This window comes from Pseudoroseomonas sp. WGS1072 (assembly GCF_049340465.1).
Taxonomy (GTDB): domain Bacteria; phylum Pseudomonadota; class Alphaproteobacteria; order Acetobacterales; family Acetobacteraceae; genus Pseudoroseomonas.
The window spans coordinates 956,755-980,272 of record NZ_JBMPSU010000001.1; the positions used below are offsets into that span (position 1 = coordinate 956,755).

General features: G+C 73.2%; 23 protein-coding genes and 1 riboswitch. Of the genes, 9 read left to right on the plus strand and 14 right to left on the minus strand.

Annotated elements, in window-relative coordinates; all coding sequences use genetic code 11:
- Positions 1–10 precede the first annotated feature (10 nt).
- Complete coding sequence (cobD, locus tag ACF3NH_RS04575; protein ID WP_422922010.1) at positions 11–1,021, minus strand: threonine-phosphate decarboxylase CobD; 1,011 nt, start codon at positions 1,019–1,021, stop codon at positions 11–13.
- 21 nt (positions 1,022–1,042) lie between these two features.
- Here cobD and cbiB point away from each other — a divergent pair, with 21 nt between their 5' ends.
- The 4 genes from cbiB to ggpS all read left to right on the plus strand — a co-directional run bounded on the left by cbiB (position 1,043) and on the right by ggpS (position 5,809).
- On the plus strand, positions 1,043–2,035 hold the full coding sequence (gene cbiB / locus ACF3NH_RS04580) for an adenosylcobinamide-phosphate synthase CbiB (protein ID WP_422922011.1): 993 nt from the start codon (positions 1,043–1,045) through the stop codon (positions 2,033–2,035).
- Positions 2,036–2,415: 380 nt separating this feature from the next.
- Positions 2,416–3,540 (plus strand): NAD(P)H-dependent glycerol-3-phosphate dehydrogenase, encoded by a 1,125-nt coding sequence (locus ACF3NH_RS04585; RefSeq protein WP_422922012.1) that lies wholly within the window; start codon positions 2,416–2,418, stop codon positions 3,538–3,540.
- Entirely contained in the window at positions 3,537–4,286 is a 750-nt protein-coding gene (locus ACF3NH_RS04590; RefSeq protein WP_422922013.1) for an HAD-IIB family hydrolase, read from the plus strand. The genes ACF3NH_RS04585 and ACF3NH_RS04590 overlap by 4 nt, the downstream gene beginning before the upstream one ends.
- On the plus strand, positions 4,283–5,809 hold the full coding sequence (ggpS, locus tag ACF3NH_RS04595; protein WP_422922014.1) for a glucosylglycerol-phosphate synthase: 1,527 nt from the start codon (positions 4,283–4,285) through the stop codon (positions 5,807–5,809). The genes ACF3NH_RS04590 and ggpS overlap by 4 nt, the downstream gene beginning before the upstream one ends.
- Positions 5,810–5,837: 28 nt before the next feature.
- On the opposite strand, the gene ACF3NH_RS04600 is transcribed toward ggpS, so the two are convergent.
- From ACF3NH_RS04600 to ACF3NH_RS04630, 7 genes are all read right to left on the minus strand, one after another.
- Positions 5,838–6,593: an aspartate/glutamate racemase family protein gene (locus ACF3NH_RS04600; RefSeq protein ID WP_422922015.1), complete on the minus strand. Its 756-nt coding sequence runs from the start codon at positions 6,591–6,593 to the stop codon at positions 5,838–5,840.
- Positions 6,594–6,606: 13 nt separating this feature from the next.
- A complete protein-coding gene (locus ACF3NH_RS04605; protein ID WP_422922016.1) occupies positions 6,607–7,641 on the minus strand; it encodes a transporter substrate-binding domain-containing protein in 1,035 nt (344 codons plus the stop codon).
- A 70-nt stretch (positions 7,642–7,711) separates the two neighbouring features.
- Positions 7,712–8,977: an NAD(P)/FAD-dependent oxidoreductase gene (locus ACF3NH_RS04610; RefSeq protein WP_198367519.1), complete on the minus strand. Its 1,266-nt coding sequence runs from the start codon at positions 8,975–8,977 to the stop codon at positions 7,712–7,714.
- Complete coding sequence (locus ACF3NH_RS04615) at positions 8,974–9,102, minus strand: hypothetical protein (protein ID WP_422922017.1); 129 nt, start codon at positions 9,100–9,102, stop codon at positions 8,974–8,976. Before ACF3NH_RS04615 ends, ACF3NH_RS04610 begins: the two co-directional genes overlap by 4 nt.
- A gap of 13 nt (positions 9,103–9,115) precedes the next feature.
- Positions 9,116–10,084, minus strand: a complete 969-nt coding sequence (locus ACF3NH_RS04620; RefSeq protein WP_422922018.1) for a D-2-hydroxyacid dehydrogenase — start codon at positions 10,082–10,084, stop codon at positions 9,116–9,118.
- Positions 10,085–10,118: 34 nt separating this feature from the next.
- On the minus strand, positions 10,119–10,826 hold the full coding sequence (locus ACF3NH_RS04625) for a GntR family transcriptional regulator (RefSeq protein WP_422922019.1): 708 nt from the start codon (positions 10,824–10,826) through the stop codon (positions 10,119–10,121).
- An 87-nt stretch (positions 10,827–10,913) separates the two neighbouring features.
- A complete protein-coding gene (locus tag ACF3NH_RS04630) occupies positions 10,914–11,042 on the minus strand; it encodes a hypothetical protein (protein ID WP_422922020.1) in 129 nt (42 codons plus the stop codon).
- 268 nt (positions 11,043–11,310) lie between these two features.
- Between ACF3NH_RS04630 and ACF3NH_RS04635 the strand changes: the two genes are divergently transcribed.
- Positions 11,311–11,514, plus strand: a complete 204-nt coding sequence (locus ACF3NH_RS04635; protein ID WP_422922021.1) for a hypothetical protein — start codon at positions 11,311–11,313, stop codon at positions 11,512–11,514.
- An 11-nt stretch (positions 11,515–11,525) separates the two neighbouring features.
- On the opposite strand, the gene ACF3NH_RS04640 is transcribed toward ACF3NH_RS04635, so the two are convergent.
- From ACF3NH_RS04640 to cobU, 3 genes are read right to left on the minus strand one after another with little or no spacing between them, the layout of a single operon-like run.
- The gene (locus tag ACF3NH_RS04640; protein WP_422922022.1) at positions 11,526–12,989 is read right to left on the minus strand and encodes a cobyric acid synthase; all 1,464 of its coding nucleotides are present in this window, start codon (positions 12,987–12,989) and stop codon (positions 11,526–11,528) included.
- Positions 12,990–12,994: 5 nt separating this feature from the next.
- Positions 12,995–13,603 (minus strand): cob(I)yrinic acid a,c-diamide adenosyltransferase, encoded by a 609-nt coding sequence (cobO, locus tag ACF3NH_RS04645; protein WP_198367524.1) that lies wholly within the window; start codon positions 13,601–13,603, stop codon positions 12,995–12,997.
- 10 nt (positions 13,604–13,613) lie between these two features.
- A complete protein-coding gene (cobU, locus tag ACF3NH_RS04650; protein ID WP_422922023.1) occupies positions 13,614–14,123 on the minus strand; it encodes a bifunctional adenosylcobinamide kinase/adenosylcobinamide-phosphate guanylyltransferase in 510 nt (169 codons plus the stop codon).
- 116 nt (positions 14,124–14,239) lie between these two features.
- Here cobU and ACF3NH_RS04655 point away from each other — a divergent pair, with 116 nt between their 5' ends.
- Entirely contained in the window at positions 14,240–14,482 is a 243-nt protein-coding gene (locus ACF3NH_RS04655; RefSeq protein WP_198367526.1) for a DUF3297 family protein, read from the plus strand.
- 132 nt (positions 14,483–14,614) lie between these two features.
- On the opposite strand, the gene ACF3NH_RS04660 is transcribed toward ACF3NH_RS04655, so the two are convergent.
- From ACF3NH_RS04660 to proV, 3 genes are all read right to left on the minus strand, one after another.
- On the minus strand, positions 14,615–15,496 hold the full coding sequence (locus ACF3NH_RS04660) for a glycine betaine ABC transporter substrate-binding protein (RefSeq protein WP_198367527.1): 882 nt from the start codon (positions 15,494–15,496) through the stop codon (positions 14,615–14,617).
- Positions 15,497–15,569: 73 nt separating this feature from the next.
- Positions 15,570–16,481, minus strand: coding sequence for an ABC transporter permease (locus tag ACF3NH_RS04665; RefSeq protein ID WP_198367528.1), 912 nt, complete (start codon positions 16,479–16,481; stop codon positions 15,570–15,572).
- Positions 16,482–16,496: 15 nt separating this feature from the next.
- A complete protein-coding gene (proV, locus tag ACF3NH_RS04670; protein WP_422924720.1) occupies positions 16,497–17,705 on the minus strand; it encodes a glycine betaine/L-proline ABC transporter ATP-binding protein ProV in 1,209 nt (402 codons plus the stop codon).
- A gap of 567 nt (positions 17,706–18,272) precedes the next feature.
- Positions 18,273–18,500: riboswitch (cobalamin riboswitch) on the plus strand.
- A 134-nt stretch (positions 18,501–18,634) separates the two neighbouring features.
- Here proV and ACF3NH_RS04675 point away from each other — a divergent pair.
- The 3 genes from ACF3NH_RS04675 to cobN all read left to right on the plus strand — a co-directional run bounded on the left by ACF3NH_RS04675 (position 18,635) and on the right by cobN (position 23,508).
- Positions 18,635–19,036: a DUF1636 family protein gene (locus ACF3NH_RS04675; protein ID WP_198367529.1), complete on the plus strand. Its 402-nt coding sequence runs from the start codon at positions 18,635–18,637 to the stop codon at positions 19,034–19,036.
- A complete protein-coding gene (gene cobW, locus ACF3NH_RS04680) occupies positions 19,033–20,064 on the plus strand; it encodes a cobalamin biosynthesis protein CobW (protein ID WP_198367530.1) in 1,032 nt (343 codons plus the stop codon). Before ACF3NH_RS04675 ends, cobW begins: the two co-directional genes overlap by 4 nt.
- Positions 20,065–20,157: 93 nt before the next feature.
- Positions 20,158–23,508 carry a cobaltochelatase subunit CobN gene (gene cobN, locus ACF3NH_RS04685; protein ID WP_422922025.1) on the plus strand — a complete coding sequence of 1,117 codons (3,351 nt, stop codon included), beginning with the start codon at positions 20,158–20,160 and terminating at the stop codon, positions 23,506–23,508.
- The last annotated feature ends 10 nt before the right edge of the window (positions 23,509–23,518 follow it).

Below are 23,518 nucleotides of genomic sequence, written 5' to 3' on the forward strand. Positions count from 1 at the left end.
GCGCATCGGTTCAGCCGCTTCCGGCGGGGCGCAGCGCCGCCTCCAGCCGCGCCCAGCCCGCCTCGTCCCCCGGCAGGCCGAAGCGCAGCCAGTCCGGCCGGGCGGCGAAGGCGCGGGTCAGGATGCCGGCCCGGCCCAGCCGCGCATGCCAGGCGCCGGCCTCGCCCCGCGCCAGCCGGAACAGCCGGGTGCCGCCCACCACCCGCAGCCCCGCGTCTTCCAGCAACCCGTCGAGCCGCGCCGCGTCCCCCGCCAGCCGTGCCGCGGCCGCCAGGCGCCAGGCCGCGTCCGGCAGGGCCGCCCGCCCGATCGCCAGCGCCGGGCCCGACACCGCCCAGGGGCCGAGCGCCGCGCGGATCGCCATCGCCCGTTCGGGCGCGGCCAGGGCGAAGCCCAGTCGCAGCCCGGCCAGCCCGTAGCTCTTGCCGAAGGACCGCAGCAGGATCAGCGCCGGGTGCGGCAGCAGCGCGGCGGCCGGCTCCGCCTCGCCGGGCTCCAGGTCGGCGAAGGCCTCGTCCACCACCAGCAGCCCGCCCCGCTCCGCCATGCGGTCGGCCAGGGCCCGCAGGGCGTCGCGCGGCAGGCGGCGACCATCGGGGTTGTTGGGATTGCAAAGCAGGGCCGCGCCGCCGCCCGCCAGCGCGGCGGCCTCCTCGACCTCCTCGACCACCGTGCCGGCGGCGCGCCAGCAGGCGGCGTGCTCGGCATAGGTCGGCCCGAGGACGCGCAGCCGGGGTTGCGGGAACAGTCGCGGCAGCAGCTGGATCAGCAGCTGCGTGCCCGGCGCCGCCGCGACCATCGCGGGGTCGGCGGCGCCATAGGCCGCGGCGGCCACGGCCCGCAGCGCCGCCTCGGCCTCCGGCTCGGGCAGGCGCGTGAAGGCCGTGGGCGGCAGGGGCGGCAGCGGCCAGGGGACGGGGTTGATCCCGGTCGAGAGATCCAGGAAGGGCTCGGGCGCGCCGGGAAAGCGCCGCCGCGCCGCGTCCAGCCGCCCGCCATGTTCCAAGCCATCCCGCGTCATGTTAGCCCCCCTTCCCGCGCCATGATCCTTCCCCCGCCCCCCAACTCGCTGCTGATCCTGGCCGGGGCGCTGCTCGCCGAGGCGGCTCTCGGCTACCCCAGGCCGCTCTTCGCCGCCATCCGCCATCCGGTGGTCTGGATGGGCGCGCTGATCGGCGGGCTGGACCGTCGGCTCAACCGGGAGGACCTGTCCTTCCGCCGCCGGCGCCGCCGCGGCGTGCTGGCGGTGGGCCTGCTGCTCCTGGCCTGCGGCCTTCCGGCCCTGCTGCTGCAGGCGGCGATCCTGGCCGGGCTGCCGAAGCCGGCGGCGCTCGGCCTGCTGGCCCTGCTCGCCGCCAGCCTGCCGGCCCAGCGCAGCCTGCACCAGCATGTGCTGGCGGTGGCCGAGGGGCTGGAGGACGGCGGCCTGGAGGGCGGACGGGCCGCGGTCGCCATGATCGTCGGCCGCAACCCCGAGACGCTGGACGAGGCGGGGGTCTGCCGCGCCGCCATCGAGAGCCTGGCGGAGAACTTCTCCGACGGGGTGGTGGCGCCCGCCTTCTGGCTGGGCGCCGGGGGCCTGCCGGGCGCCGTGCTCTACAAGGCGGTGAACACGGCGGACAGCATGATCGGCCATCGCTCGCCCCGACACGAGGCGTTCGGCTGGGCCGCGGCGCGGCTCGACGACGGGGTGAACCTTCCCGCCTCCCGCCTCGCCGCGCTCTGGCTCGTCCTGGCCGCCTGGCTCTCCCCGGGCTTCGACGCGGCGGGCGCCTGGCGGGCGGTGCGCCGGGATGCCGGCCGCCACCGCTCGCCCAATGCCGGCTGGCCGGAGGCGGCGATGGCCGGCGCGCTGGGCCTGCGCCTCGCCGGACCGCGCGTCTATGGCACGGAGCGGGTCGAGGATGCCTGGATGGGCGAGGGACGCGCCCGGGCCGGGGTGGAGGACCTGCGGCGGGCCCTCCTGCTGTACCGCCGGGCCTGCAAGCTGCAGCTCCTGGCGGTGCTGGGGATGGCCGCCCTGCTGGTGGGATGACTCATGCAGCAGAGACCTCGCCATTTATTCAGAGTAAATACCAACAAACAAACGCCATTACCCTAGAAATCATGTCATGTAACAATTAGAAATTTTGAAATTCTGTCACCTCGTCTGCATTGCACCGCACCAAGTCAGAGATTTGACGGGATCACGCTGAAAAGTTCTTTGTTGTATATTTCAAGTAATAACCAAATTATACGCGTTCAGTTCATGAATTGTGGCATTCATGCCCGAATTTTCTTGAAATCGGGCAACGGATGCAACAAGTTTGCCGCTCCGCAACATCGAGCGAGTGACCATCCATAGCGGCCGTGTGCCGCCTCACCCGATCCTGTCCATCGCGGCGCCATGCCGCCCCAGCAATGGAGGGCCCATCCGTGGACGCCAACGGAGCCGCCATGCCGAGTGTCGATCTTCATGAACCGCTGCCCTATGCGCGCGTCGCCGTCATCGGCGGCGGGGCCTGGGGCAGCGCCCTGGCGCTGACCGCGCACCGCGCCGGCCGCCACACCAGCCTCTGGGTCCGCGAGGCCGATGCCGTGGCCGAGATCGCCAGCACCCGCCGCAACCCCTTCCTCCCCGACCATCCCCTGCCGCGCGACCTCCGCGTCACCGGCGCGCTGTCCGACGCCCTCGACGGCGCCGGGATGGCGATCCTCGTCATCCCCTCCCAGCATCTGCGCGCCGTCGCCGCCCGCGTCGAGGCGCTGCTGCCCGAGGGCGTGCCGGTGGTGGTCTGCGCCAAGGGCGTCGAGGCCGATACCGGCGCGCTGATGACCCAGGTCATCGCCGAGGAGATGCCGGGGCGGCCGCAGGCCGTGCTGTCCGGCCCCTCCTTCGCCGCCGAGGTGGCGGAGAACCAGCCGACCGCCGTGACCATCGCCGCTCCCGCCGGCGCCGGCCTGTTCAGCGGCGACCACCTGGCCGCCCGCGTCGCCGTGACGCTGGCCAGCGAGACCTTCCGCCCCTACCTCTCGGACGACCCGGTCGGCGTCGAGGTCAGCGGCGCGGTGAAGAATGTGCTGGCCGTCGCCTCCGGCATCATCGCGGGGCGCGGCATGGGCTCGAACCCGCGCGCCGCCCTGCTGGCCCGCGGCCTGGCCGAGATCAGCCGCCTCAGCGTGGCCCTCGGCGGCCGCGCCGAGACGGTGCTGGGCCTCTCCGGCGCCGGCGACGTGATGCTGACCTGCTCCTCCGAGCAGTCGCGCAACTTCTCCTTCGGCAAGGCGCTGGGCGAGGGTCATGCCCCGGCGAAGGGCCGCGCGGTGGTCGAGGGCGTGGCCAATGCCCGCTCGGTCCTGGCGCTCGCCCAGCGCCTCGGCGTGCCGATGCCGATCTGCGAGGCGGTGGACCGCATCGTCCATCACGGCCTCCCGATCGACCGCGCCATCGCCGCCCTGCTGACCGGCCCGCTGCGCGCCGAGCCGCGCGCGCTGGAGCACCGCGCCAGCATCGCCCATCCGGCCATCGCCGTGCCGCGCGCGGAGCGCGTCTTCGCATGAGGCCGGTCGCGGGGACCATCAACCTGGTGCTGGCGACCGACCTCGACGGCACCTTCCTGGGCGGCAGCGAGGCGGAGCGCCGCGCGCTCTACGAGGAGCTGCGCGCCCGTGACGACGCGCTGCTGATCTTCGTCACCGGCCGCGACCGCGACTTCCTGCGCCGCCTGGTGGAGCAGCCCGGCATGCCGCGCCCGCACTATGTCATCGGCGATGTCGGCACCTCGGTCTTCGACGGCGCCGACTTCGCGCCGATCGCCACGCTCGAGGCCGAGATCGTGGCGCGCTGGGACGATGCCGGCGACCGCGTGCGCGCCCTGCTGGCGGGGGAGCCCGGGCTGGAGCTGCAGCCCACGCCCTTCCGCCACCGCGTCAGCTACTACTACGATCCGGCCCGGCTGCGGGCGGAGACGGTGGCCAGGATCGAGGCCGCCGGCTTCGACTGCGTCACCTCGGCCGATACCTTCCTCGACGTGCTGCCGCGCGGCATCGCCAAGGGCCCGACCCTGCTGCGGCTGGTGCAGGCGCTCGGCCTGCCCGCCGGCCGCGTGCTGGCGGCGGGGGACACGATGAACGACCTGTCGCTGTTCGAGACCGGGCTGAAGGCCGTGGCCGTCGGCAATTCCGAGCCGCGCCTGCGCGCCGCCCTGCCCGAAACGCCCCAGGTGTACCGCGCCCGCGGCCATGGTGCCGCCGGCATCGCCGAGGCCATCCGGCACTTCAACCTGCTTCCGGAGGTGGTGGCATGACCCAGACGAAGTCCTCTCTCCTCATCGTCTATCATCGCCAGCCCTACGAGGAGGTGGTGGTCGAGGGACGCACCGAGTTCCGCCCCAACCGCAGCCCGAACGGCATCGTTCCGACGCTGAAGTCCTTCTTCCGCCGCACCGATCCCGGCGCCGGCGCCTGGGTCGCCTGGAAGCTCGCCAAGCCCGGCGAGAGCTTCGAGCGCGTCGTGCACATCGACGACGTGAACGGCGGCTACGAGGTCTCGCGCCTGCCGCTGACGGCGGAGGAGGTGGAGAGCTTCTACCACGTCACCTCCAAGGAGGCGCTGTGGCCGGTGCTGCACTCCTTCCCCTGGCTGTTCAGCTACGACAACGTGGACTGGGACACCTTCCGCGCGGTGAACCGCAAGTTCGCCGAGGCGGCGGCGGCGCAGGCGGCGGAGGACGCCGTCATCTGGATCCACGACTACAATCTCTGGCTGGTGCCGGCCTATCTGCGCGCGCTGAAGCCGAAGGCGCGCATCGCCTTCTATCACCACACCCCCTTCCCGGCGGCGGATGTCTTCAACATCCTGCCCTGGCGGCAGGAGATCCTGGACAGCCTGCTGTGCTGCGACCAGGTGGGCTTCCACATCCCGCGCTACGCCCGCAACTTCGCCGAGCTGGCGCGCAGCGGCGCGGGGGCCGAGATCACCGAGACCCGCCCGGTCGATCCCACCTTCGGCGCCATGGGCCAGGCGCTTTCGGAGCCGGACATGCCGGTGCGGCTGCGTGCCGGCGGCCGCGAGGTGGCGCTCGATTCCGCCCCCGTCGGCACCGACGCCGGGCTGATCCGCGAGGTGGTGCGCCGGCCCGAGAGCCGCGCCCTGCAGGCGGAGATCCGCGAGGGCCTGGGCGGCCGCCGCATGATCATGGCGGTCGGCCGCACCGACTACACCAAGGGCATGGTCGAATCCCTGCAATCCTTCGAGCGGCTGCTGGAGCGCCGGCCGGGGCTGATCGGCGAGGTCAAGCTGGTCGTCACCTCGGTGCGCGCGGCGACGGCGATGAAGATCTATGACAGCACACAGCGCGACATCGAGGCACTGGTCGGCCGCATCAACGGCCGCTTCTCCAAGCTCGACTGGACGCCGGTGGTGCTGTTCAGCAACTCGATCCCCTTCGAGACGCTGCTCTCCTACTACCACGAGGCGGATATCTGCCTTACCACGCCGCTGCGCGACGGGCTGAACCTGGTGGCCAAGGAGTATGTCGCCGCCAAGGACCGCACGGCGGGCGCGCTGGTGCTCTCGGAGTTCGCCGGCTGCGCCGTGGAACTGCCGGATGCGGTGCTGACCAATCCCTATTCCCGGCGCAACCTCGACCGCGCGCTGGACGAGGCGCTGGACATGCCGGAGGCGGAAGCGGTGAGGCGCATGCGGCGCATGGACGATGCCGTGCACGGCTGCGACATCGCCTGCTGGGCGGACCATGTCTTCGCCGGCTTCGGCAGGCTCGGCCTGCCCGATCCGGCCGCGCGGGCCCTGCCCGTCGCGGCGGAGTGACGCGGCCGGACGCCGGACCGCCGCGCGATCAGCGCGGCGCGAAGGCGCGCGGCCGGAGGCCCGCGTGGAAGTAGGTGATCATCGAGTAGATGTCATAGACCGGCAGGCCCAGCTCCTGCCGCAGGGCCGCGGCATAGGGCGGCATGTTGGTGCATTCCAGCACGATGGCGCCGACCTCCGGATGCCGGGCGACGAGACGGCGGCCGGCATCGAGGATGTCCTGCTCGGCCAGGTCCACATCCATGTCGTTCTTCTCGGCCCGGATCAGCACGCGGAAGAACTCGCGGCCGCTCTCCGTCCCCTCGCGCGGGATGTCGGACGGGACGCCCGCCGCCTCCAGATGACGCGGCGTCAGCGTCGAGCCACTGACGGTGACGAGGCCGACGCGCTTCCCCGGCGGCAGCATGGCCTGCACCCAGGGCACCTGCATCAGGCTGCTGGTGGCCACCGGCACGCCGACATGCGCCGCCAGCTCCTTCTGGAACAGCGAGAGGAAGCCGCAATTGGTGGTGATGGCCTCGGCGCCCTGGCGCACCAGTTCCTCGGCCGCGTCGAGGAAGTCCTGCAACAGGCCGGGGGCGCCGTCCAGCACCACCTTCTCCGGGCTGGCGCCGCGCACGACGCGGTAGAGCACGGGGAAGGGCCAGGTGGTGCCATTGCCCATGTCGCCCGGGATGCGCGGGAAGCGCGCCTCCAGCATGAGGATGCCGAGGGGGGCGCCATAGATGGCCTTGCCGCCCCGGGCGATGCCCCGCCGGGCGGCGGGGGTGCTGTCGTTGCTCATCGGTGCTGTGTCCTCAGCGGATCGGCGGCGAGTACTGCAGCCCGCCGGCGGTATGGAGCTGGTTCTTGCCGCGCGGGAGGCCCATCGGCGCCACGTGGCGCTCCCAGATCTCGGCGTAGTTGCCGACGGCGCGCAGGATCCGCACCGCCCAGTCGGGCGAGAGGCCGAGCATGGTGCCGAAGTCGCCGCTCTGGCCGAGCAGGCGCTGCACGTCGGGGCGCGTGTCCTGCATCGCGGCGTCGAGCGTCTGTCGGGTGATGCCGAACTCCTCGCCCAGGTGCAGCACGTTCTGGGTCCAGCGCACGACGTCGTAGAAGCGATCATCGCCCTTGCGGACCACGGGGCCGAGCGGCTCCTTGCTGATCAGCTCGGGCAGCACGACGAAGTCCCGCGCGCGGTCGCCGAGGCCGGCGCGGAAGGCCGCCAGGGTCGAGGTGCCGACGGTGAAGGCGTCGCAGCGCCCGCCGATCATGGCGTTGCGGATTTCCTCCACGCTCTCGATCACCACGGGGTTGAGCTTCATGTTGCTGGCGCGGAAGAAGTCGGCCAGGTTCTTCTCGGTCGTGGTGCCGGGCTGCACGCAGACGCTGGCGCCGTCCAGCTCCCTGATGGAGGAGACGCCGAGCTTCCGCGAGACCAGGAAGCCCTGGCCGTCATAGAACAGCACGCCGGTGAACAGCAGGCCGAGCGAGGCCTCGCGCGGCATGGTCCAGGTGGTGTTGGAGGAGAGGATGTCGATCTCGCCCGACTGCAGCGCCGTCAGCCGGTTGGCATAGGTGGTGGTGACATAGCGCACCTTGGCCGGATCACCGAGGATGGCCGCGCCCAGCGCCTTGCAGAAGTCGATGTAGAGGCCCATGTACTCCCCCCGCGCGTCCAGCTCGGCGAAGCCCGGCAGGTCGGCGGAGGTGCCGCAGACCAGCGATCCGCGGGCGCGGATGGCGTCGATCGTGGCGGAGCCGCTCGGCTGTTGCGCCGCGGCCGGGGTGCCGGCCAGCCCGGCCAGGGCCGCGAGGCCGGCGAAAGCGGAAAGCAGGAGGCGTCGCATCAGGGCAGTCTTCCTCGTCTCGGATGGTCGGAGCCGCCGGGCGCGGCGTCCCCGGTCGTTCGTGCGCGCCTCAGCGGAAGCGCGTCGGCGCGAAGGGCGCGATGGGGATCTCCGGCGCCCGGCCGGAGAGCAGCTGGGCCACGATCCGCCCGGTGCGCGGGCCGGCCACCAGCCCGACATGCCCATGGCCGAAGGCATGCACCACATCCGGCGTGGCGCTGGCGGGGCCGAGGCAGGGCATGCCGTCCGGCATGCTGGGTCGATGCCCCATCCAGACACTGACCCGCTCGGCCGGGAAGGGATCGGGCAGGTCGGGGAAGGATTTCAGCAGGTGGTCGCGCAGGATCTCGGCGCGCTTCCAGTTCGGCGCCGCCGCCAGGCCGGCGATCTCCACCTGGCCGGCCGCGCGCAGCCCGTCGCGCATCGGGTTCACCACCATCCGGGCGGCCGATAGGCTCATCGAATGGCGCGGACCGATGTTCGTGCCCCGCAGCATGACATGGTAGCCCCGCTCGCTCTCCAGCGGCACGCGGTCCCCCGCCTGGGCGGCCAGCGCCACCGAATGCGCGCCGCAGCAGATCGCCGCCGCCTCGCAGTCGAGCTGCGAACCATCGGCCAGCGCGACGCCGCGCAGGCGCCCGCCCTCGATGCGCAGGCCGCGCGCCGCGACGGGGCGCAGCGTGGCACCCTCGCGCTGCGCCTGCGCCACCAGGGCGGCGACATAGGCGCCGGGATCGAGGCAGCGCCCCGCCTCCTCCACCAGCACGCCAAAGCCATAGGCCGGATCGAGATCCGGCTCGACGGCCCGCAGCGCCTCGCCCTCCAGCTCGCGCCAGTCGATGCCCACCTGCCGCCGGATGCGCCAGCCCATCGCCTCGGCCTCGAAGCCGGCGCGCGTGTGGAAGGCGTGGATCAGCCCCTTCCGCTCCACCAGCTCCGGCACCCCCGCCTCCCGCGCCAGGGCCTCGTGCAGCAGCGGCGAATCCTTCAGCAGCGGCCGCAGCGCCTGGGCGATCCGGAGCAGCTTCGCCTCGCTCGCGCCGGCGCTGAGATAGCGCAGGAGCCAGGGCAGCACCTTCGGGAAGTAGCTCCAGCGGATCGCGAGCGGCCCCAGCGGATCGGAGAGGAAGCCCGGCACCTTCCGCCACAGGCCGGGCAGGCTGGGCGGCAGCACCGAATGCGAGGAGAACCAGCCGGCATTGCCGAAGCTCGCCGCCTGCTCGCCGCCCGGCCGACCCGGATCGAGCAGGGTGACGCGATGGCCGGCGCGCAGCAGCGCGAGGGCGCTGCAGGCGCCCTCGATGCCGGCGCCGATGACCGCGACGTGCCGGCTCACAGCGGCGCCCCCTCCGGCATGTCACGCCCGACGGACAGCGCCCGCGGGTCGAGGAAGCGGTGCGGCATGGCTACCCTGCCAGAGGCGCCGGCATGGCCACAGGCGCGGCGGTCGGTCCCGTTCATCCCCTTCGCCGCCTCAGACGATCTGGTTGCGCAGCGTGGCCTCGCCGCGCCGCAGCCGGTCTAGATTCTCCATCAGGATGTCGATCACATTGTCCTCGTAACGCTGCGTCTCGCCGGCGCTGTGCGGCGTGATGAAGACGTTCGGCAGGTCCCAGAGCGGCGAGGCCTCCGGCAAGGGCTCCTCCACCACCACGTCCAGCGCGGCGCCGGCGAGACGGCCCTCGGTCAGCGCCGCGCTCAGCGCCGCCTCGTCCACCACCTTGCCGCGCGCCACGTTCACCAGCCGCGCGGTGGGCTTCATCGCCGCCAGCGCCTCGGCGCCGATCAGGCCGGTGGTCTCGGGCGTCAGCGGGCAGGTCAGCGCCACGATGTCGGCCTGCGGCAGCCACTGGTGCAGGGCCGAGATGGCATGCACCTCGTCCGCCCCCTCGGCGCCCGCCGCCGGATCGCGACGCAGGCCGATCACGCGCATGCCGAAGGCCTTGGCCAGCCGCGCCAGCCGGCCGCCGATGCGGCCGAGACCCACCACCAGCAGCGTCTTGCCGCCCAGCTCGTCCTCGCGCCGGGCGATCTCGCCGATCATGCCGCGCCAGTGGCGCTTCGCCTGGTTGTCGCGCGCCTGCGGCAGCAGCCGCGCCATGGCCAGGATCAGCGACATGGCATGCTCGGAGACGGCATTGGCGTTGACGCCCTGGGCGCTGGCCAGCCGCACGCCATGGGCGCGGAAGGCCGCCTGGTCGTACTGGTCGACGCCGGCGCTGATCGACTGCACGAAGCGCAGCCTCGGCGCCCGCTCCAGCAGCGCGTTGTTCCACAGGCCCGAGACGACGACGACATCCGCCTCTCCCACCCGGGCCGCCAGCTCCTCCCCCGACCAGGCCTGGATGGCGCGGATGCCGCTTCCCCGGGCCTCGAAGCGGTCCTGGATCTGGTAGGCGGCATGGGCGAAGAGGACGGTCAGGTCGTCGGGCTTGTCGAACACGCGGTGGTCTCCGGTCGGATGCGGAAAGGGGGCGTCAGGCGGCGTCGCCCAGCACATGGGCGGCCAGGGCATTGCCGGTGTAGATCTCGCCATAGCCGATGCGGATCACCTCGGTGATCTGGTCCAGGCGGCGGTTGATGTGGCGCCGCATCAGCGCGCCCGCGGCGGCGCCGTCCCGCGCGATCAGATGCCGGATGATCGCCAGATGCTCGCTCTGGGTGCCGGTGCGGCGGTCCTGCATGTCGATCCAGCGCAGGAAGCGCACGCGCTCGTTGATGCCGCGGATGGCGCGGATGAACTCGTCATTGCCCGAGAGGGCGGCCAGGCGCTCGTGGAACTGCTCGTCCAGGCGCAGCAGGCGCAGCGCCTGCGCGTCCTCGTCCGGCGCGTCGCGGCTCTGCAGGGCGAAGGCCTCGAGCTCGCGGAGCGCGGCATCGGAGGCCCGCTCGCAGGCCAGGGCCAGGCTGCCCACCTCGACGGTCGCGCGGAACTCGTAGAGATGCAGCACATCGGCCGGCGCCAGGGTCTTGAGGCGGTAGCCCTTGTTCAGGGTGGCCACCAGGAAGCCCTCGGAGGCCAGGCGGTTCAGCGCCTCGCGCAGCGGCGTGCGGCTGACCCCGAGCCGGCGCGCCAGCTCCACCTCATTGATCCGCTCCCCGGGCGAGAGGCGGTAGGTGCAGACCATGGCCTTGACCTGCTCGTAGACACGATCGGCGGAGCGGGGCGGGAGATCCGGGGCCATGAGGGCGAGCTTATCCCTCGTGCGGGCAGAAGTGAATACACCTCTGCATCACGGCGCCCACCCCCCGGCGCGGACAATTCTCCAGCGTCAGGATTTCGTGGCGATCAGGGGCGAGGGGCCCTTGGAGCCCCCGCCCACCGGCGCCAGGCCCAGCAGGTGCAGGCCCAGCAGGAACACCGCAGCCGTCAGGCCGGCGCGCAACAGCATCGACATCATGGTCGGTCCTTCCTGGCGGCCGGTGCCGTCCCTCCGCGGAGGGTACGCTTTTGGCCGGACGGGTTCATAATGCTCATTCAGGATCGTCATATGAGGGATTCAATCCATGCCCTACCCTGCCAGCCGATGTCCGGCCTTCCCCTCGGGCGCCAAAGGGCCGCAGACCGGGAATCGCGCCCCTTTCCATGAGTATATTTCGTGGAATTATTGACGCACTAAGATTCATCGTCATTAATCCACCGCGCCGCACCGCCCAAGGACCATGCCCATGCCCATGCCCGACCTTTCCCTGGCAACCGCCCCGCAAGCCCTTCCGCTCCCCGCGCCCGGCGCGGCCGTGCGGCGCCTGCTCGCCCGCGCCAGGACCGCCCTCGCCCTGTTGCCACGGCCCGCCGCGCCGGCCACGCCCCGGGCCGGGCTGGCCCCGGCGGGGCCGCCGGAATGCGGCGTCTTCCACGACGGGATCCTCTGACCGCGCCCTGCCTACCGCGCCAGGGCCAGCAGCGCCCCGAGATCCATCGTCGCCTCCAGATGGCGTGCCAGCGCGTCCAGCACCGCCTCCACCTCGGCCTCGTGGTCCCGCGCCGCCGCCGCGTGGCCGAGGCGGGCGAGCCAGGCCCGGCGCTGCGCGTCGGCCTGGAAGAAGCCGTGCACATAGGTGCCGGCGACACGGCCATCGGGGGAGGCGGCGCCCTCCTCGCGGCCATCGGCCAGGCGCAGCAGCGGCCGCGCCGCATCGGCCCCCGCGGTCCGGCCGAGATGCATCTCGTAGCCGGCGAAGGGCAGGCCATCGGCGAGGCTGACGCCCGTGGCCGGCGCGAGCCGTTTCTCCCCCGACAGCACCGTCTCGACATCGAGCAGGCCGAGGCCCTCGACCGCGCCGGCCGGCCCCTCGATCCCCCGCGGATCGGCGATGCGGCGGCCGAGCATCTGGTAGCCGCCGCAGAGGCCCAGCACCCGCCCGCCCCGCCGCCGATGCGCCAGGATGTCGATGTCCCAGCCCTCGGCCCGCAGCGCGGCGAGATCGGCGATGGTGGCCTTGGAGCCGGGCAGGATGACGAGATCCGTCTCGCCCGGCAGGGCCTCGCCCGGGCGCAGCAGGCGGAGATCGACGCCGGGCTCGGCGGCGAGCGGGTCGAGGTCGTCGAAATTGGCGATGCGCGGCAGCACCGGCACGGCGATGCGGCAGGGTGCGCCGGGCCGGCGCGGCAGATGCGCGGCGAGGTCCATCGCGTCCTCGGCCGGCAGGCGGCGGGCGGCGTCGAAGAAGGGCACGAGGCCGAGCGGCGCCCAGCCGGTGCGCGCGGCGATCTGCGCCATGCCCTCCGCGAAGAGGGTCGGGTCGCCGCGCATGCGGTTGACGATGAAGCCGCGCACCAGCGCCGCGTCGCCGGGCGGCAGCACCGCATGGGTGCCGACCAGGGCCGCGATGACGCCGCCACGATCGATGTCGCCCACCACGACGACCGGCGTGCCCGTCGCCCGCGCGAAGCCCATATTGGCGATGTCGCCCTCGCGCAGGTTGATCTCGGAGGCGCTGCCGGCGCCCTCCACCAGCACCAGCTCGGCCCCGGCCCGCAGCCGCGCGAAGCTGTCCAGCACGAAGGGCATCAGCGCGGGCTTCATCGCCTGGTACTCACGCGCCCGCGCCGTCGCATGGATGCGGCCCCGCACCACCACCTGCGCGCCGGTCTCGCTCTGCGGCTTCAGCAGCACGGGGTTCATGTGCACGCTGGGCGCGACGCCGGCGGCCCGCGCCTGCAGCGCCTGGGCGCGGCCGATCTCGCCCCCCTCCGCCGTCACCGCCGCGTTGTTCGACATGTTCTGCGGCTTGAACGGCCGCACGGCGAGGCCGCGCCGGGCGTAGGCCCGCGCCAGCCCCGCCACCAGCAGCGACTTGCCGACGGAGGAGCCGGTCCCCTGCAGCATCAGCGCGCGGGCGGCCATGGCGCTCAGAACTCGATGCCGGACTGTGCCTTCACCCCGGCGGCGAAGTGGTGCTTCAGCGGCTTCATCTCGGTGACCATGTCGGCGGCCTCGATCAGCTCGGGCGGCGCGTTGCGGCCGGTGACGACGACGTGCAGGCCCTCCGGCCGCGCCGCCAGCCCCGCCAGCACCTCCGCCACGTCGAGATAGCCGTAGCGCAGCGCGATGCAGAGCTCGTCCAGGATCAGCAGGCCGAGATCGCCGCGCGCCATCATCTCCTGCGCGCGGGCCCAGGCCCGGCGGCAGGCGGCGATGTCGCGCGCCCTGTCCTGCGTCTCCCAGGTGAAGCCCTCGCCCATGCTGTGCCATTCCAGCATGGCATAGGCCTCCAGCACGCCGCGCTCGCCGGTGGACCAGGCACCCTTGATGAACTGCACCACGCCGACGCGCCGCTCGCGCCCCAGCATGCGCAGCGCCAGGCCGAAGGCGGCGGTGGACTTGCCCTTGCCGGCACCGGTGTGGAGCATCAGCAGCCCCTTCTCGACGGTCTTGGAAGCCACCTCGGCATCCTGCACCGCTTTGCGCCGCGCCATCTTCTCGCGGTGGCGCGCGGCCTCCTCGTCGTCCTGCGTCATGTCGTCCTCCTCACGCCTCGCCCTTCAGCACCATCGGCAGGCCGGCCGCGACGAAATGCACCGACCCCGCCCGCGCCGCCATCCGCTGGTTCAGCAGCCCCGCCTGATCGCGGAAGGCGCGGGCCAGAGCGTTGTCGGGCACGATGCCGAGCCCGACCTCGCTCGCCACCAGCACGGTGGCCGCCCGGCGCCGCGCCAGCGTCGCCTCCAGCGCCTGGATGGCGCCTTCCACATCATGCTGCCCCAGCATCAGGTTGGTCAGCCAGAGCGTCAGGCAGTCCACCAGGGCCGGGCGCAGCGCATGGCGCTCCAGCGCCCCCGGCAGATCGAGCGGCACGTTCACGGTGGCCCAGCCGGCGGCGCGGCGGGCGCGGTGCGCCTCGATGCGGGCGCGCATCTCCTCGTCCCAGGCCTCGGCGGTGGCGAGGTAGGACCAGGGGGCGGGATGGCGCGCGATCAGCGCCTCCGCGTGGCGGGACTTGCCGGAGCGGGCGCCGCCGAGGACCAGGGTGAAGCTCATGGCCAGAGGGTTAGCGAAGCCCGGCGGCGCTGGCGAGGGGGAGAGCGGCGGTTGGCCTCGGCGCCCGGCTTGGCTATCACCCGCCGGACCACGACATTGCGACGGGAGCCGCGCCGATGACCGACACTCCGCCCGACCGACTCTCCGCCGATCCGGCGAGCCCCTTCTACGACGCGGCCCTGCTGGAGCGCGGCATCGGCGTGCGCTTCAAGGGCGTCGAGAAGAACAATGTCGAGGAATACTGCGTCAGCGAGGGTTGGGTGCGGCTCTCGGTCGGCAAGTCGCTGGACCGCAGGGGCAAGCCGATGACCATGAAGCTGCAGGGCACGGTCGAGCCCTATTTCCGCGACGCCGGCTGAGGCCGCGGGGCGCGCCGGAGCGCCCCTTCCCCTCCCCGCCGGCGCCCCGGCCCGCCCGGGACGCGTGGCGGGAGGGGACGGCGGCACCGGGGAAGGGCCGGCGCCCCTCCCGCCGGGAGGGCGCGCCGCCGCTCAGGCCGGCAGCCAGCCCTTCACGCGCTCGCCATGCTCCGCGATGTACTGGGACACGGCGGTGTCGAAGTCCTTCTCCTGCGCCAGCAGCATGGACCGCTCCAGCTCGTCCAGCGGCAGGTTCAGGCGGGAGAGGAAGGCCGCGACCTTGGGGACCGCCTCGGTGAGGCCGGGCCGGCCGAGGGCCAGAACCTGCTCCTCGCCGCCCAGCGCCTGCTTCGGGTCCGCCAGGTAGCGCAGCTCGTACTTGCCGAACATCCAGTGCGGGCTCCAGGCCGTGGCGACGATCCAGCGCTCGCCCCGGATGCTGCGGTCCAGCATGCTGAGCATGGCAGCCTCGCTCGATTCCTGCAGCGTGTAGTCGAGCTCGTAGGCCTTCACGGCCTCCTGCGACAGGCGCGTCAGGCCGGCACCGGGCTCGATGCCCTGGACGCGGCCGCCGAGCCTGCCGCGCACCTCGGGCTTCGCCAGATCGGCAATCGAGGCGAGCTCGGCCTCCGGCACATACTTCGGCACCACCCAGCCCAGCTTGGCGCCGGTGTAGAGGGTGCCGAGCTTCTCCACCTTCCCCTCGACGCGCTTGAAGTAGTCGGCATGGGTCTGCGGCAGCCAGCACATCAGCATGGCATCGACATCGCCGCGCGTGATGCCCTGGTAGAGCGGCGCCACGTCGGTCTGCACCAGCTCCACCTTGTGGCCCAGCCGGTCCTCGATCAGCCGGGCGGCGAGGCGGGTGATGAACTCCGCGTCTGCCCAGGGGGCGAAGCCCAGCTTGATGGTGGCGCCCGACTGGGCGCGCGCGGGGCGGGGCAGGCTCATCGGCAGGGCGGCGGCACCGAGGCCGGCGGACAGGGTCAGGAAGGCGCGCTTGTTCAGCAGCATTCTGGCGTTCTTTCTTCTCTGTTGCGGATTTGCGGAATGGCGGAGGTGGGCCGCCGGTGCGGCCCCGCCGGTCTCAGCCGCGGGCGGCCGGCGCCGCGGCGGGCGCCTCCGAACGGCCGGCGAAGAGCTGGCGCAGGCTGAAGCCCAAACCCTTCCGGCCCTCCTGCTGCCCGAAGCTCTGCGTGATGCGGTCGAGCAGCACGGCGAGCACGACGACGGCCAGGCCACCCTCGAAGCCGGTGCCGACATCGAGCCGCTGGATGCCGGTGAGCACGGTGTTGCCGAGGCCACCGGCGCCGATCATCGAGGCGATGACGACCATCGACAGCGACAGCATGATGGTCTGGTTGATGCCGGCCATGATCGAGGGCAGCGCGTTCGGGATCTGCACCTTCCAGAGCAGCTGCGAGGGGGTGCAGCCGAAGGCGAGACCGGCCTCGATGAACTCCGCATGCACCTGGCGGATGCCGAGGTTGGTCAGGCGCACCACCGGCGGCATGGCGAAGATGACGGTCGCGATGGTGCCCGGCACGGCGCCGAGGCCGAAGAACATGGCGGCCGGGATCAGGTAGACGAAGGCCGGCATGGTCTGCATCAGGTCGAGCGTCGGGCGCAGCAGCATCTGCCCGAGCCCGCTGCGCGCCATGGCGATGCCGAGGGGGACGCCCATGACGATGGCGATGACGGTCGCCGCCAGCACCAGGCCGAGCGTCTCCATCATCCGGTCCCACAGCCCCATGCCGGTGATCAGCAGCAGCGCCGCGACGGCGAAGACGGCGAACCTCCAGCCCACGCGCCACAGCGCCAGCAGCGCGATGATCGCGATCATCGCCGGGGCCGGCAGCAGATGCAGCCCGGACTGGATGCCGCCGGTGACGAAGCCGATGACGGCCGCGATGGCGTCCAGCGCGGGGGTGAAGTGGTCGAGCACATAGTTGACGACGGCATCGGCACCCTCGCCGATGCGCAGATCCATACCCTGCATGATCTCTCCTCCCCCTCAGTTGCCGGACCGGTCGAGCGTGCTGAGCAGCGCCGACTTGCTGATGGAGCCGAGGTAGCGGCGGCTCTCGTCCACCACCGGCACCGGGAAGGGGCTTTGCGCCACGCGGCCCATCACGTCGGACAGGGTCTCGGCGGCGGCGATGGGCTCCACCTCCGGCAGGAAGGCGCGGTGATAGGGGTCCGCCCCGCCGTCACGCGCCGCGCGGGCGAGGGATTCGGCGCTGACCATGCCGTGGTAGCGCTTGTCCCGCCCGACGACGATGGCGACGTCGCGGTCGTGCCGGCGCATCCGCTCCAGCGCCGCGTGCACCGCCATGCCGCGCCGGTCGATCAGCGTCACCTGCGTCTCGCGCGCGATGTCGCCGGCGCGGAAGACCTGCGACACATCCACGTTGCGGAAGAAGGAGCGGACATAGTCGTTGGCCGGGTTGGTCACGATCTCGTCCGGCGTGCCGACCTGCACGACATTGCCGTGCTGCATGATGGCGATGCGGTCGCCGATGCGCATGGCCTCGTCGAGATCGTGGCTGACGAAGATGATGGTGCGGCTCTGCTCGGACTGCAGACGCAGCAGCTCGTCCTGCATCTCGGTGCGGATCAACGGATCGAGCGCCGAGAAGGCCTCGTCCATCAGCAGCACGCTGGGCTCGCTCGCCAGGGCGCGGGCGAGGCCGACGCGCTGCTTCATGCCGCCCGAGAGCTGGTCCGGCCGGCTCTCGGCATAGGCGGCGAGGCCGACGCCCTCCAGCGCCGCCATGGCCTTGCGCCGCCGCTCCGCCTCGCCAATGCCGGCCACCTCCAGCCCGAAGGCCGCGTTGTCGATCACCGTGCGGTTGGGCAGCAGGGCGAAGGACTGGAAGACCATGCTCATGTCGCGGCGGCGCAGCTCAATCAGCTCGCGCTTCGACATCTTCGTGATGTCCTGGCCGTCGATGAAGATCTCGCCGGCCGAGGGTTCGATCAGGCGGTTCAGCAGCCGCAGCAGGGTGGATTTGCCGGAGCCGGAGAGGCCCATGATGACGAAGATCTCGCCGGCATGGATGTCGAAGCTGGCGTCGTTGACGCCGAGGGTGCAGCCGGTCTCGGCCTTGATGGTGTCCTTGTCGCGGCCCTGCCGCACCATGCGGAGCGCGGCGTCGGGATCATCGCCGAACACCTTGTAGACATGCCGGAGGGCGATCTTCACCGGGGCCTGCTCGGCCATCGGGTCGGTGGTGGCCCCGCCGGGCCGGTCGGCCGGGATCGCCGCCGGGGGTGACGGGGGGGTCTGCGCTGGATTGTCCATGTGTCTGCCTTGCGGTCTGCCCTCCGCCGGGCGGGGGCGGACACCTCCATGATCGGTTCCGAGGGGTGGCGGCCACGAGGGGCCAGGCCCGGCCAGTTTCAGCCGCGCCGCCCCGAAAATGACACAATTCTGTGCCGCCACATCTATTGGTGAGGAAACCTAATACAGCCTCGTCTCAGAGTCTACCGAAAATCGCATTTCCGGCCGCGCCGCCGAATGGATTACCGCGATAACGCCGCCCTGGTGATATAGACCCTTCGTGATTTCTTTCGGAATCTCCCTATTCAAGTAATTTACACTTTATCCCTATTACATATTGCGCCGCTTGTTCCATTCCCGAAGTCATGGGAACTTCGCGGCCAAGCCGCGCCCGGAGGCGGGCCGGATCGAATTGTGTCCTTCGCCCGGGGCTGACCCGTTGTGGCGGCGGCGTCGCGGTTTCAGCCGGGCGGGGTGGCGGCGATTGACTCGCCGCCACCCCGCCGCCTAGGAGACGGCCAGATGGTCTCCCGCCATCGGCGGCTGCCGGGGCGGGGGTGAAAAGGGAATGCGGTGCGGGCTCCCCGGGGCCCCAGGCCGCGGCTGCCCCCGCAACTGTAGGCGGAGAGCGGCCCGCCGACATGCCACTGGCCGCGCCGCGAGGGGTGGCCGGGAAGGCCGGCGGGGCGCGCCCGATCCGTGAGCCAGGAGACCTGCCATCCCCATCGGATCGTGCCACCGGGCGGGGTGCCCCGGCGGGCGGCGATGTGTCCGGGGGTTCCGTCCTCCCGGCGCCTCGACCCGGTCGCCGCATGGCGCCGGGCGGTCGGCACTCCGTGACCGCCTCGCGACGGAGGACCGCCGTGCCGATGATCGAGCCGAACCGGGAGCCGCCCACGCTGCTGGTCTGTGTCACCTGCCGCGCCGACCGGCCGCTCGCCGAGGGTGAGACGCCGCCCGGCCGCCGGCTGCACGACGCCGTGGCGGCGGCGCTGGCCGCCCATCCCGCGCCGCCGGTCGCGCTGCGCCCCGTCACCTGCCTGGCCGTCTGCGAGCGCGGCTGCGCCGCCGCCATGACCGCTCCGGGCAAGTGGAGCTATCTGCTCGGCCATCTGGAGGCGGGGCAGGCCGCCGACCTGCTGGCCTATGGCGCCACCTACGCCGCCCATCCCAGTGGCGCCGTGCTGCCCTCCCGCCGCCCCGAATCGCTGCGCCGCGCCGTGCTCGGCCGGCTGCCCTCCCTCCTTCCCGCCCCGGAGTCCGCCGCATGAGCACGCTGGAGAAGACCCCCGCCACCATCGTCACCGGCTTCCTCGGCGCCGGGAAGACGACGCTGTTGCGCCAGGTGATGGCGCAGGCGGAGGGGCGGCGCATCGCCATCATCGTCAACGAGTTCGGCGCGCTCGGCATCGATGGCGAGACGCTGAAGAGCTGCGGCATCCCGGGCTGCGCCGAGGAGAACATCGTCGAGCTGGCCAATGGCTGCCTCTGCTGCACCGTGGCCGACGACTTCATCCCGACCATGCAGGCACTGCTCGACCGGCCGGAGCCGCCGGAGCACATCCTGATCGAGACCTCCGGCCTCGCCCTGCCGAAGCCGCTGATCAAGGCCTTCAACTGGCCCGGCATCCGCTCCCGCGTCACCGTCGATGGCGTGATCACCGTGGTCGACGGCCCCGCCGTGGCCGAGGGCCGCTTCGCCGACGACCCCGCGGCGGTCGCGGCGCAGCGCGCGGCCGACCCGTCGCTCGATCACGACAATCCGCTGGCCGAGGTCTACGAGGACCAGCTCGCCAGCGCCGACCTCGTGGTGCTGAACAAGGCCGATCTGCTGGATGCCGCCGCGCTGGAGCGGCTGACCGGCGAGATCGCCGCCGGCCTGCCGCGCGCCGTCAAGGTGGTGCCGGCCCGGGAGGGGGCGCTGGATGCGGCGCTGCTGCTCGGCCTCGGCGCCGCGGCCGAGGACGACCTCGCCGCCCGCCCCTCGCACCACGATGCCGAGGACGGCGCGCACGAGCATGACGACTTCGACAGCTTCGTCATCGTCCTGCCCGAGATCGCGGAGGCGGACGCGCTGGTGGCGCGCCTGCGGCGGGCGGCCGAGGCGCATGACGTGCTGCGGATGAAGGGCTTCGTGCGCCTGGCGGGCAAGCCGATGCGGCTGGTCGTGCAGGGCGTCGGCACCCGCTTCCGGCAGGAGTTCGACCGCCCCTGGCCGGACGACCGCGACGGCCATGTCGTCATCATCGGCCGCAGCGGGATGGACCAGGACGGCATCGCCCGGATCATCCTGGGCTGAGCACCCGCGGGGAGGCGGCCTTGGGGATGACCACCGGTCCGGCCCTCCCCAGATGCGGATGGATCGCCTGAACCTCGGGAGCGCCCCGGCACCGTGCATCTCCTCCCCCGCGAGACCCGATCCCTGGACGAGGCCGAGGCCGCCATCGACCTCGGCCAGAGCCCGGCCGAGCTGGTGCTGCTCTCCTTCACCGACAGCGACCTCGCCGCCGCCGCCGCGGCCTGGGACAGCCTGCCCGCCCCGCGCCCCTCGCTGCGGCTGGCCAGCCTGGCCCGGCTGCGCCACCCGCTCTCGGTCGATCTCTATGCCGAGAGCGTGCTGGAGCGGGCGCGCTGCATCGTCATCCGCCTGCTCGGCGGGCTGGACTACTGGCGCTACGGCGCCGAGGAGGTGGCGGCGCTCTGCCGCGCCCGCGGCATCCCGCTGGCCCTGCTGCCGGGGGATGGGCGGGCGGATGCGCGGCTCGACGCCCTCTCCACCCTGGCGGCGCCGCTGCGGACGCGGCTGGACGCGCTGCTGCGCGCCGGCGGCCCGGTCAACCATGCCGCCGCCCTGCGCCTCGCCGCCCATGCCGCCGGCCTCGGCCCGGATGACGGCGCGCGGCCGGCGCCGCTGCCCGCCGCCGGCGAGCACCCGCTGGGGGCGGAGGAGCCCGACCCCGAGGCGGTGGTCGTCTTCTACCGGGCGCATCTCCTGGCCGGGGACATGGCGCCCTTCGAAGCGCTGGCGGCGGCGCTGCGGGCCCGCGGCCTGCGGGTCCGCGGCCTCCACGCCGCCAGCCTGAAGGAGCCCGAATCGGCCGGCCTCGTCGCCGGCTGCCTCGCCGCCTGGCGTCCCGCCGTCGTGCTCAACGCCACCGCCTTCGCCGCCCGGCAGCAGGGCGCCTCGCCGCTGGAGGCGGCCGGCGCGCCGGTGCTGCAGCTCGTGCTCTCCGGCGTGCCGCGCCCGGTGTGGGAGGCCTCCTCGCGCGGCCTCTCGCAGAGCGACCTCGCCATGCAGGTGGCGCTGCCCGAGCTGGACGGGCGGCTGCTGACCACGGCCATCGCCTTCAAGGCCGAGGCCGAGCCGCATCCGGCGCTGGAATACGCCCCCACCCTGCTGCGCCCGGACCCGGAGGGCATCGCCCTCGCCGCCGACCGGGCGCTCGGATGGGCGCGGCTCGCCGCCACGCCGCGCGCGGCGCGCCGCCTCGCCGTGCTGCTCTCCGACTATCCCGGCGTGCCGGGGCGGGAGACCGGCCAGGCCGGCCATGCGGTGGGGCTCGACAGCTTCGCCAGCCTCGCCGCGCTGATCGAGGATCTGACGGCCGCGGGCTACGCCATCGGCACACCGCCGCCGTCCTCGGAGGACCTCGCCCGCGCCCTGACCACCGCACCGCCGGCGCCCTTCCTCTCCCTGGAGGCCTACCGCGCCGGTCTGGCCACGCTCCCCGCCGCGCTGCGCGAGGCCGTCGAGGCCGCCTGGGGCCCGCCCGAGGCCGATCCGCTGCTGCGCGACGGCGCCTTCCATCTCCGCCATCTCCGCCTCGGCCGCCTGCTGCTCGCGGTGCAGCCCGAGCGCGGCGCCCGGCTGGACCGCAAGGCCGGCTACCACGACCCCGACACGCCGCCGCGCCACGGCTACATCGCCTTCTACCTGGCGCTGCGGGACATGGCCGATGTCCTGCTGCACCTCGGCACCCATGGCACGCTGGAATGGCTGCCGGGCAAGGCGACGGCGCTCTCCGCCGCCTGCGCGCCCGCCGCCCTGCTGCGCGGCCTGCCCGTCGTCTATCCCTTCATCGTCAACAATCCGGGCGAGGCGGCGGTGGCCAAGCGGCGGCTCGGCGCCGTCACTCTCGGCCACCTGACGCCGCCGCTGACCCGCGCCGGGCATCACGGCGCCGGGCTGGAGCTGGAGCGGCTGATCGACGAATACGCCGCCGCCGACGGGCTGGACCGCCGCCGCACCGCCCTGCTGCGCCGCGCCATCCTGGAGCGCGCCGAGGCGGCCGGACTGCTGGCCGAGAGCGCCATTCCGCGCGGCCTGCCCGAGGAGGAGACGCTCGCCCGGCTCGACGCCTGGCTCTGCGACGTGAAGGAGATGCAGATCCGCGACGGGCTGCATGTCCTGGGCCGCGCGCCCGAGCCGGAGCGCCGCGCCGCGCTGCTCGACGCCCTCTGCCACGCCAGCCCTGCCCTGCCGCGCGCCGCGCTGGCCGAGCGGCTCGACGCCTCGGCCCGCGGCGAGCGGCAGGCGCTGCTGGCGACGCTGGATGGCCGCTTCGCCGAGCCGGGCCCGGCCGGCGCGCCGAGCCGCGGCCGCGCCGACGTGCTGCCCACCGGCCGCAACCTCTACGCCATCGATCCGCGCAACATCCCCACCCGCTCGGCCCTCGCCCTGGCGGAGCGGGCCGCCGCCGAGCTGCTGCGCCGCCACCGGCAGGACCATGGCGACTGGCCCCGCTCCCTGGTGATCGATCTCTGGGGCAGCGCCACGCTGCGCACCGGCGGCGAGGACCTCGCCCTGGCCCTGCTGCTGATCGGCGCCCGGCCGCTCTGGGACGAGGGCTCGGCCCGCGTCACCGGCATCGAGATCCTGCCGCTGGCCGAGATGGCGCATCCCCGGCTCGACGTCACGCTGCGCATCTCCGGCCTGTTCCGCGACGCCTTTCCCGGCCAGATCGCGCTGTTCGACGAGGCGGTGCGCGCCATCGCGGCGCGCGACGAGGCGGCCGACTGGAACCCGCTCGCCGCCGCCGCGCGCGGCCTCGAGGGCGCGGCCTGGCGCCAGGCCACCGCCCGCGTCTTCGGCGCCGCCCCCGGCCGCTACGGCGCCGGGGTGGAGGAGAAGCTGGCGCGCGGCGCCTGGTCGGACGCCGACGAGCTGGGCCAGGACTGGCTCGCCGCCTCGGCCAGCGCCTACGGGAAGGGGCTGGAGGGCACCCCGCTGCCGGAAGCGCTGCGCCGCCAGCTCGGCCGCGCCGAGGCCTATCTGCACAGCCAGGACCATGCCGAGGCCGACCTGCTGGACAGCCCGGACTACGCCGCCCATGCCGGCGGGCTGGCCGCCGCCGCGCGCGGCCTCGGCGCCGCCCCCGCCCTCTACCACGCCGACACCAGCCGGCCCGAGGCGCCGCGCCTGCGCGCCCTGGCCGAGGAGGTGGCGCGCGCGGTGCGCGGCCGCGCCGCCAATCCGGCCTGGATCGCCGGGATGATGCGGCACGGCCATCGCGGCGCGGCCGAGATCGCGCGGCCGGTGGAGGCGCTGCTGGCCTTCGCCGCCACCCTGCCGGCGCGCTTCGACCGCCAGTTCGAGCTGATCCATGCCGCGACGCTGGGCGATGCGGCGGTCGCCGCCTTCCTGGCCGCGCACAACCCCGCCGCGCTCGCCGCGCTGCGCGCCCGGCTGGAGGAGGCGCGGGAGCGGGGGTTGTGGCGGCCCCTGCGGAACGACGTGCCGTGAGCGGGGGCCC

What these genes read in the sequence shown, in the direction of transcription:
- cobD (WP_422922010.1), bottom strand. Translation starts at nt 1,021, where the DNA reads ATGACGCGGGATGGCTTGGAACATGGCGGGCGGCTGGACGCGGCGCGG.
- cbiB (WP_422922011.1), top strand. Translation starts at nt 1,043, where the DNA reads ATGATCCTTCCCCCGCCCCCCAACTCGCTGCTGATCCTGGCCGGGGCG.
- ACF3NH_RS04590 (WP_422922013.1), top strand. Translation starts at nt 3,537, where the DNA reads ATGAGGCCGGTCGCGGGGACCATCAACCTGGTGCTGGCGACCGACCTC.
- ggpS (WP_422922014.1), top strand. Translation starts at nt 4,283, where the DNA reads ATGACCCAGACGAAGTCCTCTCTCCTCATCGTCTATCATCGCCAGCCC.
- ACF3NH_RS04600 (WP_422922015.1), bottom strand. Translation starts at nt 6,593, where the DNA reads ATGAGCAACGACAGCACCCCCGCCGCCCGGCGGGGCATCGCCCGGGGC.
- ACF3NH_RS04605 (WP_422922016.1), bottom strand. Translation starts at nt 7,641, where the DNA reads ATGCGACGCCTCCTGCTTTCCGCTTTCGCCGGCCTCGCGGCCCTGGCC.
- ACF3NH_RS04615 (WP_422922017.1), bottom strand. Translation starts at nt 9,102, where the DNA reads ATGAACGGGACCGACCGCCGCGCCTGTGGCCATGCCGGCGCCTCTGGC.
- ACF3NH_RS04625 (WP_422922019.1), bottom strand. Translation starts at nt 10,826, where the DNA reads ATGGCCCCGGATCTCCCGCCCCGCTCCGCCGATCGTGTCTACGAGCAG.
- ACF3NH_RS04630 (WP_422922020.1), bottom strand. Translation starts at nt 11,042, where the DNA reads ATGATGTCGATGCTGTTGCGCGCCGGCCTGACGGCTGCGGTGTTCCTG.
- ACF3NH_RS04635 (WP_422922021.1), top strand. Translation starts at nt 11,311, where the DNA reads ATGCCCATGCCCGACCTTTCCCTGGCAACCGCCCCGCAAGCCCTTCCG.
- ACF3NH_RS04640 (WP_422922022.1), bottom strand. Translation starts at nt 12,989, where the DNA reads ATGGCCGCCCGCGCGCTGATGCTGCAGGGGACCGGCTCCTCCGTCGGC.
- cobO (WP_198367524.1), bottom strand. Translation starts at nt 13,603, where the DNA reads ATGACGCAGGACGACGAGGAGGCCGCGCGCCACCGCGAGAAGATGGCG.
- cobU (WP_422922023.1), bottom strand. Translation starts at nt 14,123, where the DNA reads ATGAGCTTCACCCTGGTCCTCGGCGGCGCCCGCTCCGGCAAGTCCCGC.
- ACF3NH_RS04655 (WP_198367526.1), top strand. Translation starts at nt 14,240, where the DNA reads ATGACCGACACTCCGCCCGACCGACTCTCCGCCGATCCGGCGAGCCCC.
- ACF3NH_RS04660 (WP_198367527.1), bottom strand. Translation starts at nt 15,496, where the DNA reads ATGCTGCTGAACAAGCGCGCCTTCCTGACCCTGTCCGCCGGCCTCGGT.
- ACF3NH_RS04665 (WP_198367528.1), bottom strand. Translation starts at nt 16,481, where the DNA reads ATGCAGGGTATGGATCTGCGCATCGGCGAGGGTGCCGATGCCGTCGTC.
- proV (WP_422924720.1), bottom strand. Translation starts at nt 17,705, where the DNA reads ATGGCCGAGCAGGCCCCGGTGAAGATCGCCCTCCGGCATGTCTACAAG.
- ACF3NH_RS04675 (WP_198367529.1), top strand. Translation starts at nt 18,635, where the DNA reads ATGATCGAGCCGAACCGGGAGCCGCCCACGCTGCTGGTCTGTGTCACC.
- cobW (WP_198367530.1), top strand. Translation starts at nt 19,033, where the DNA reads ATGAGCACGCTGGAGAAGACCCCCGCCACCATCGTCACCGGCTTCCTC.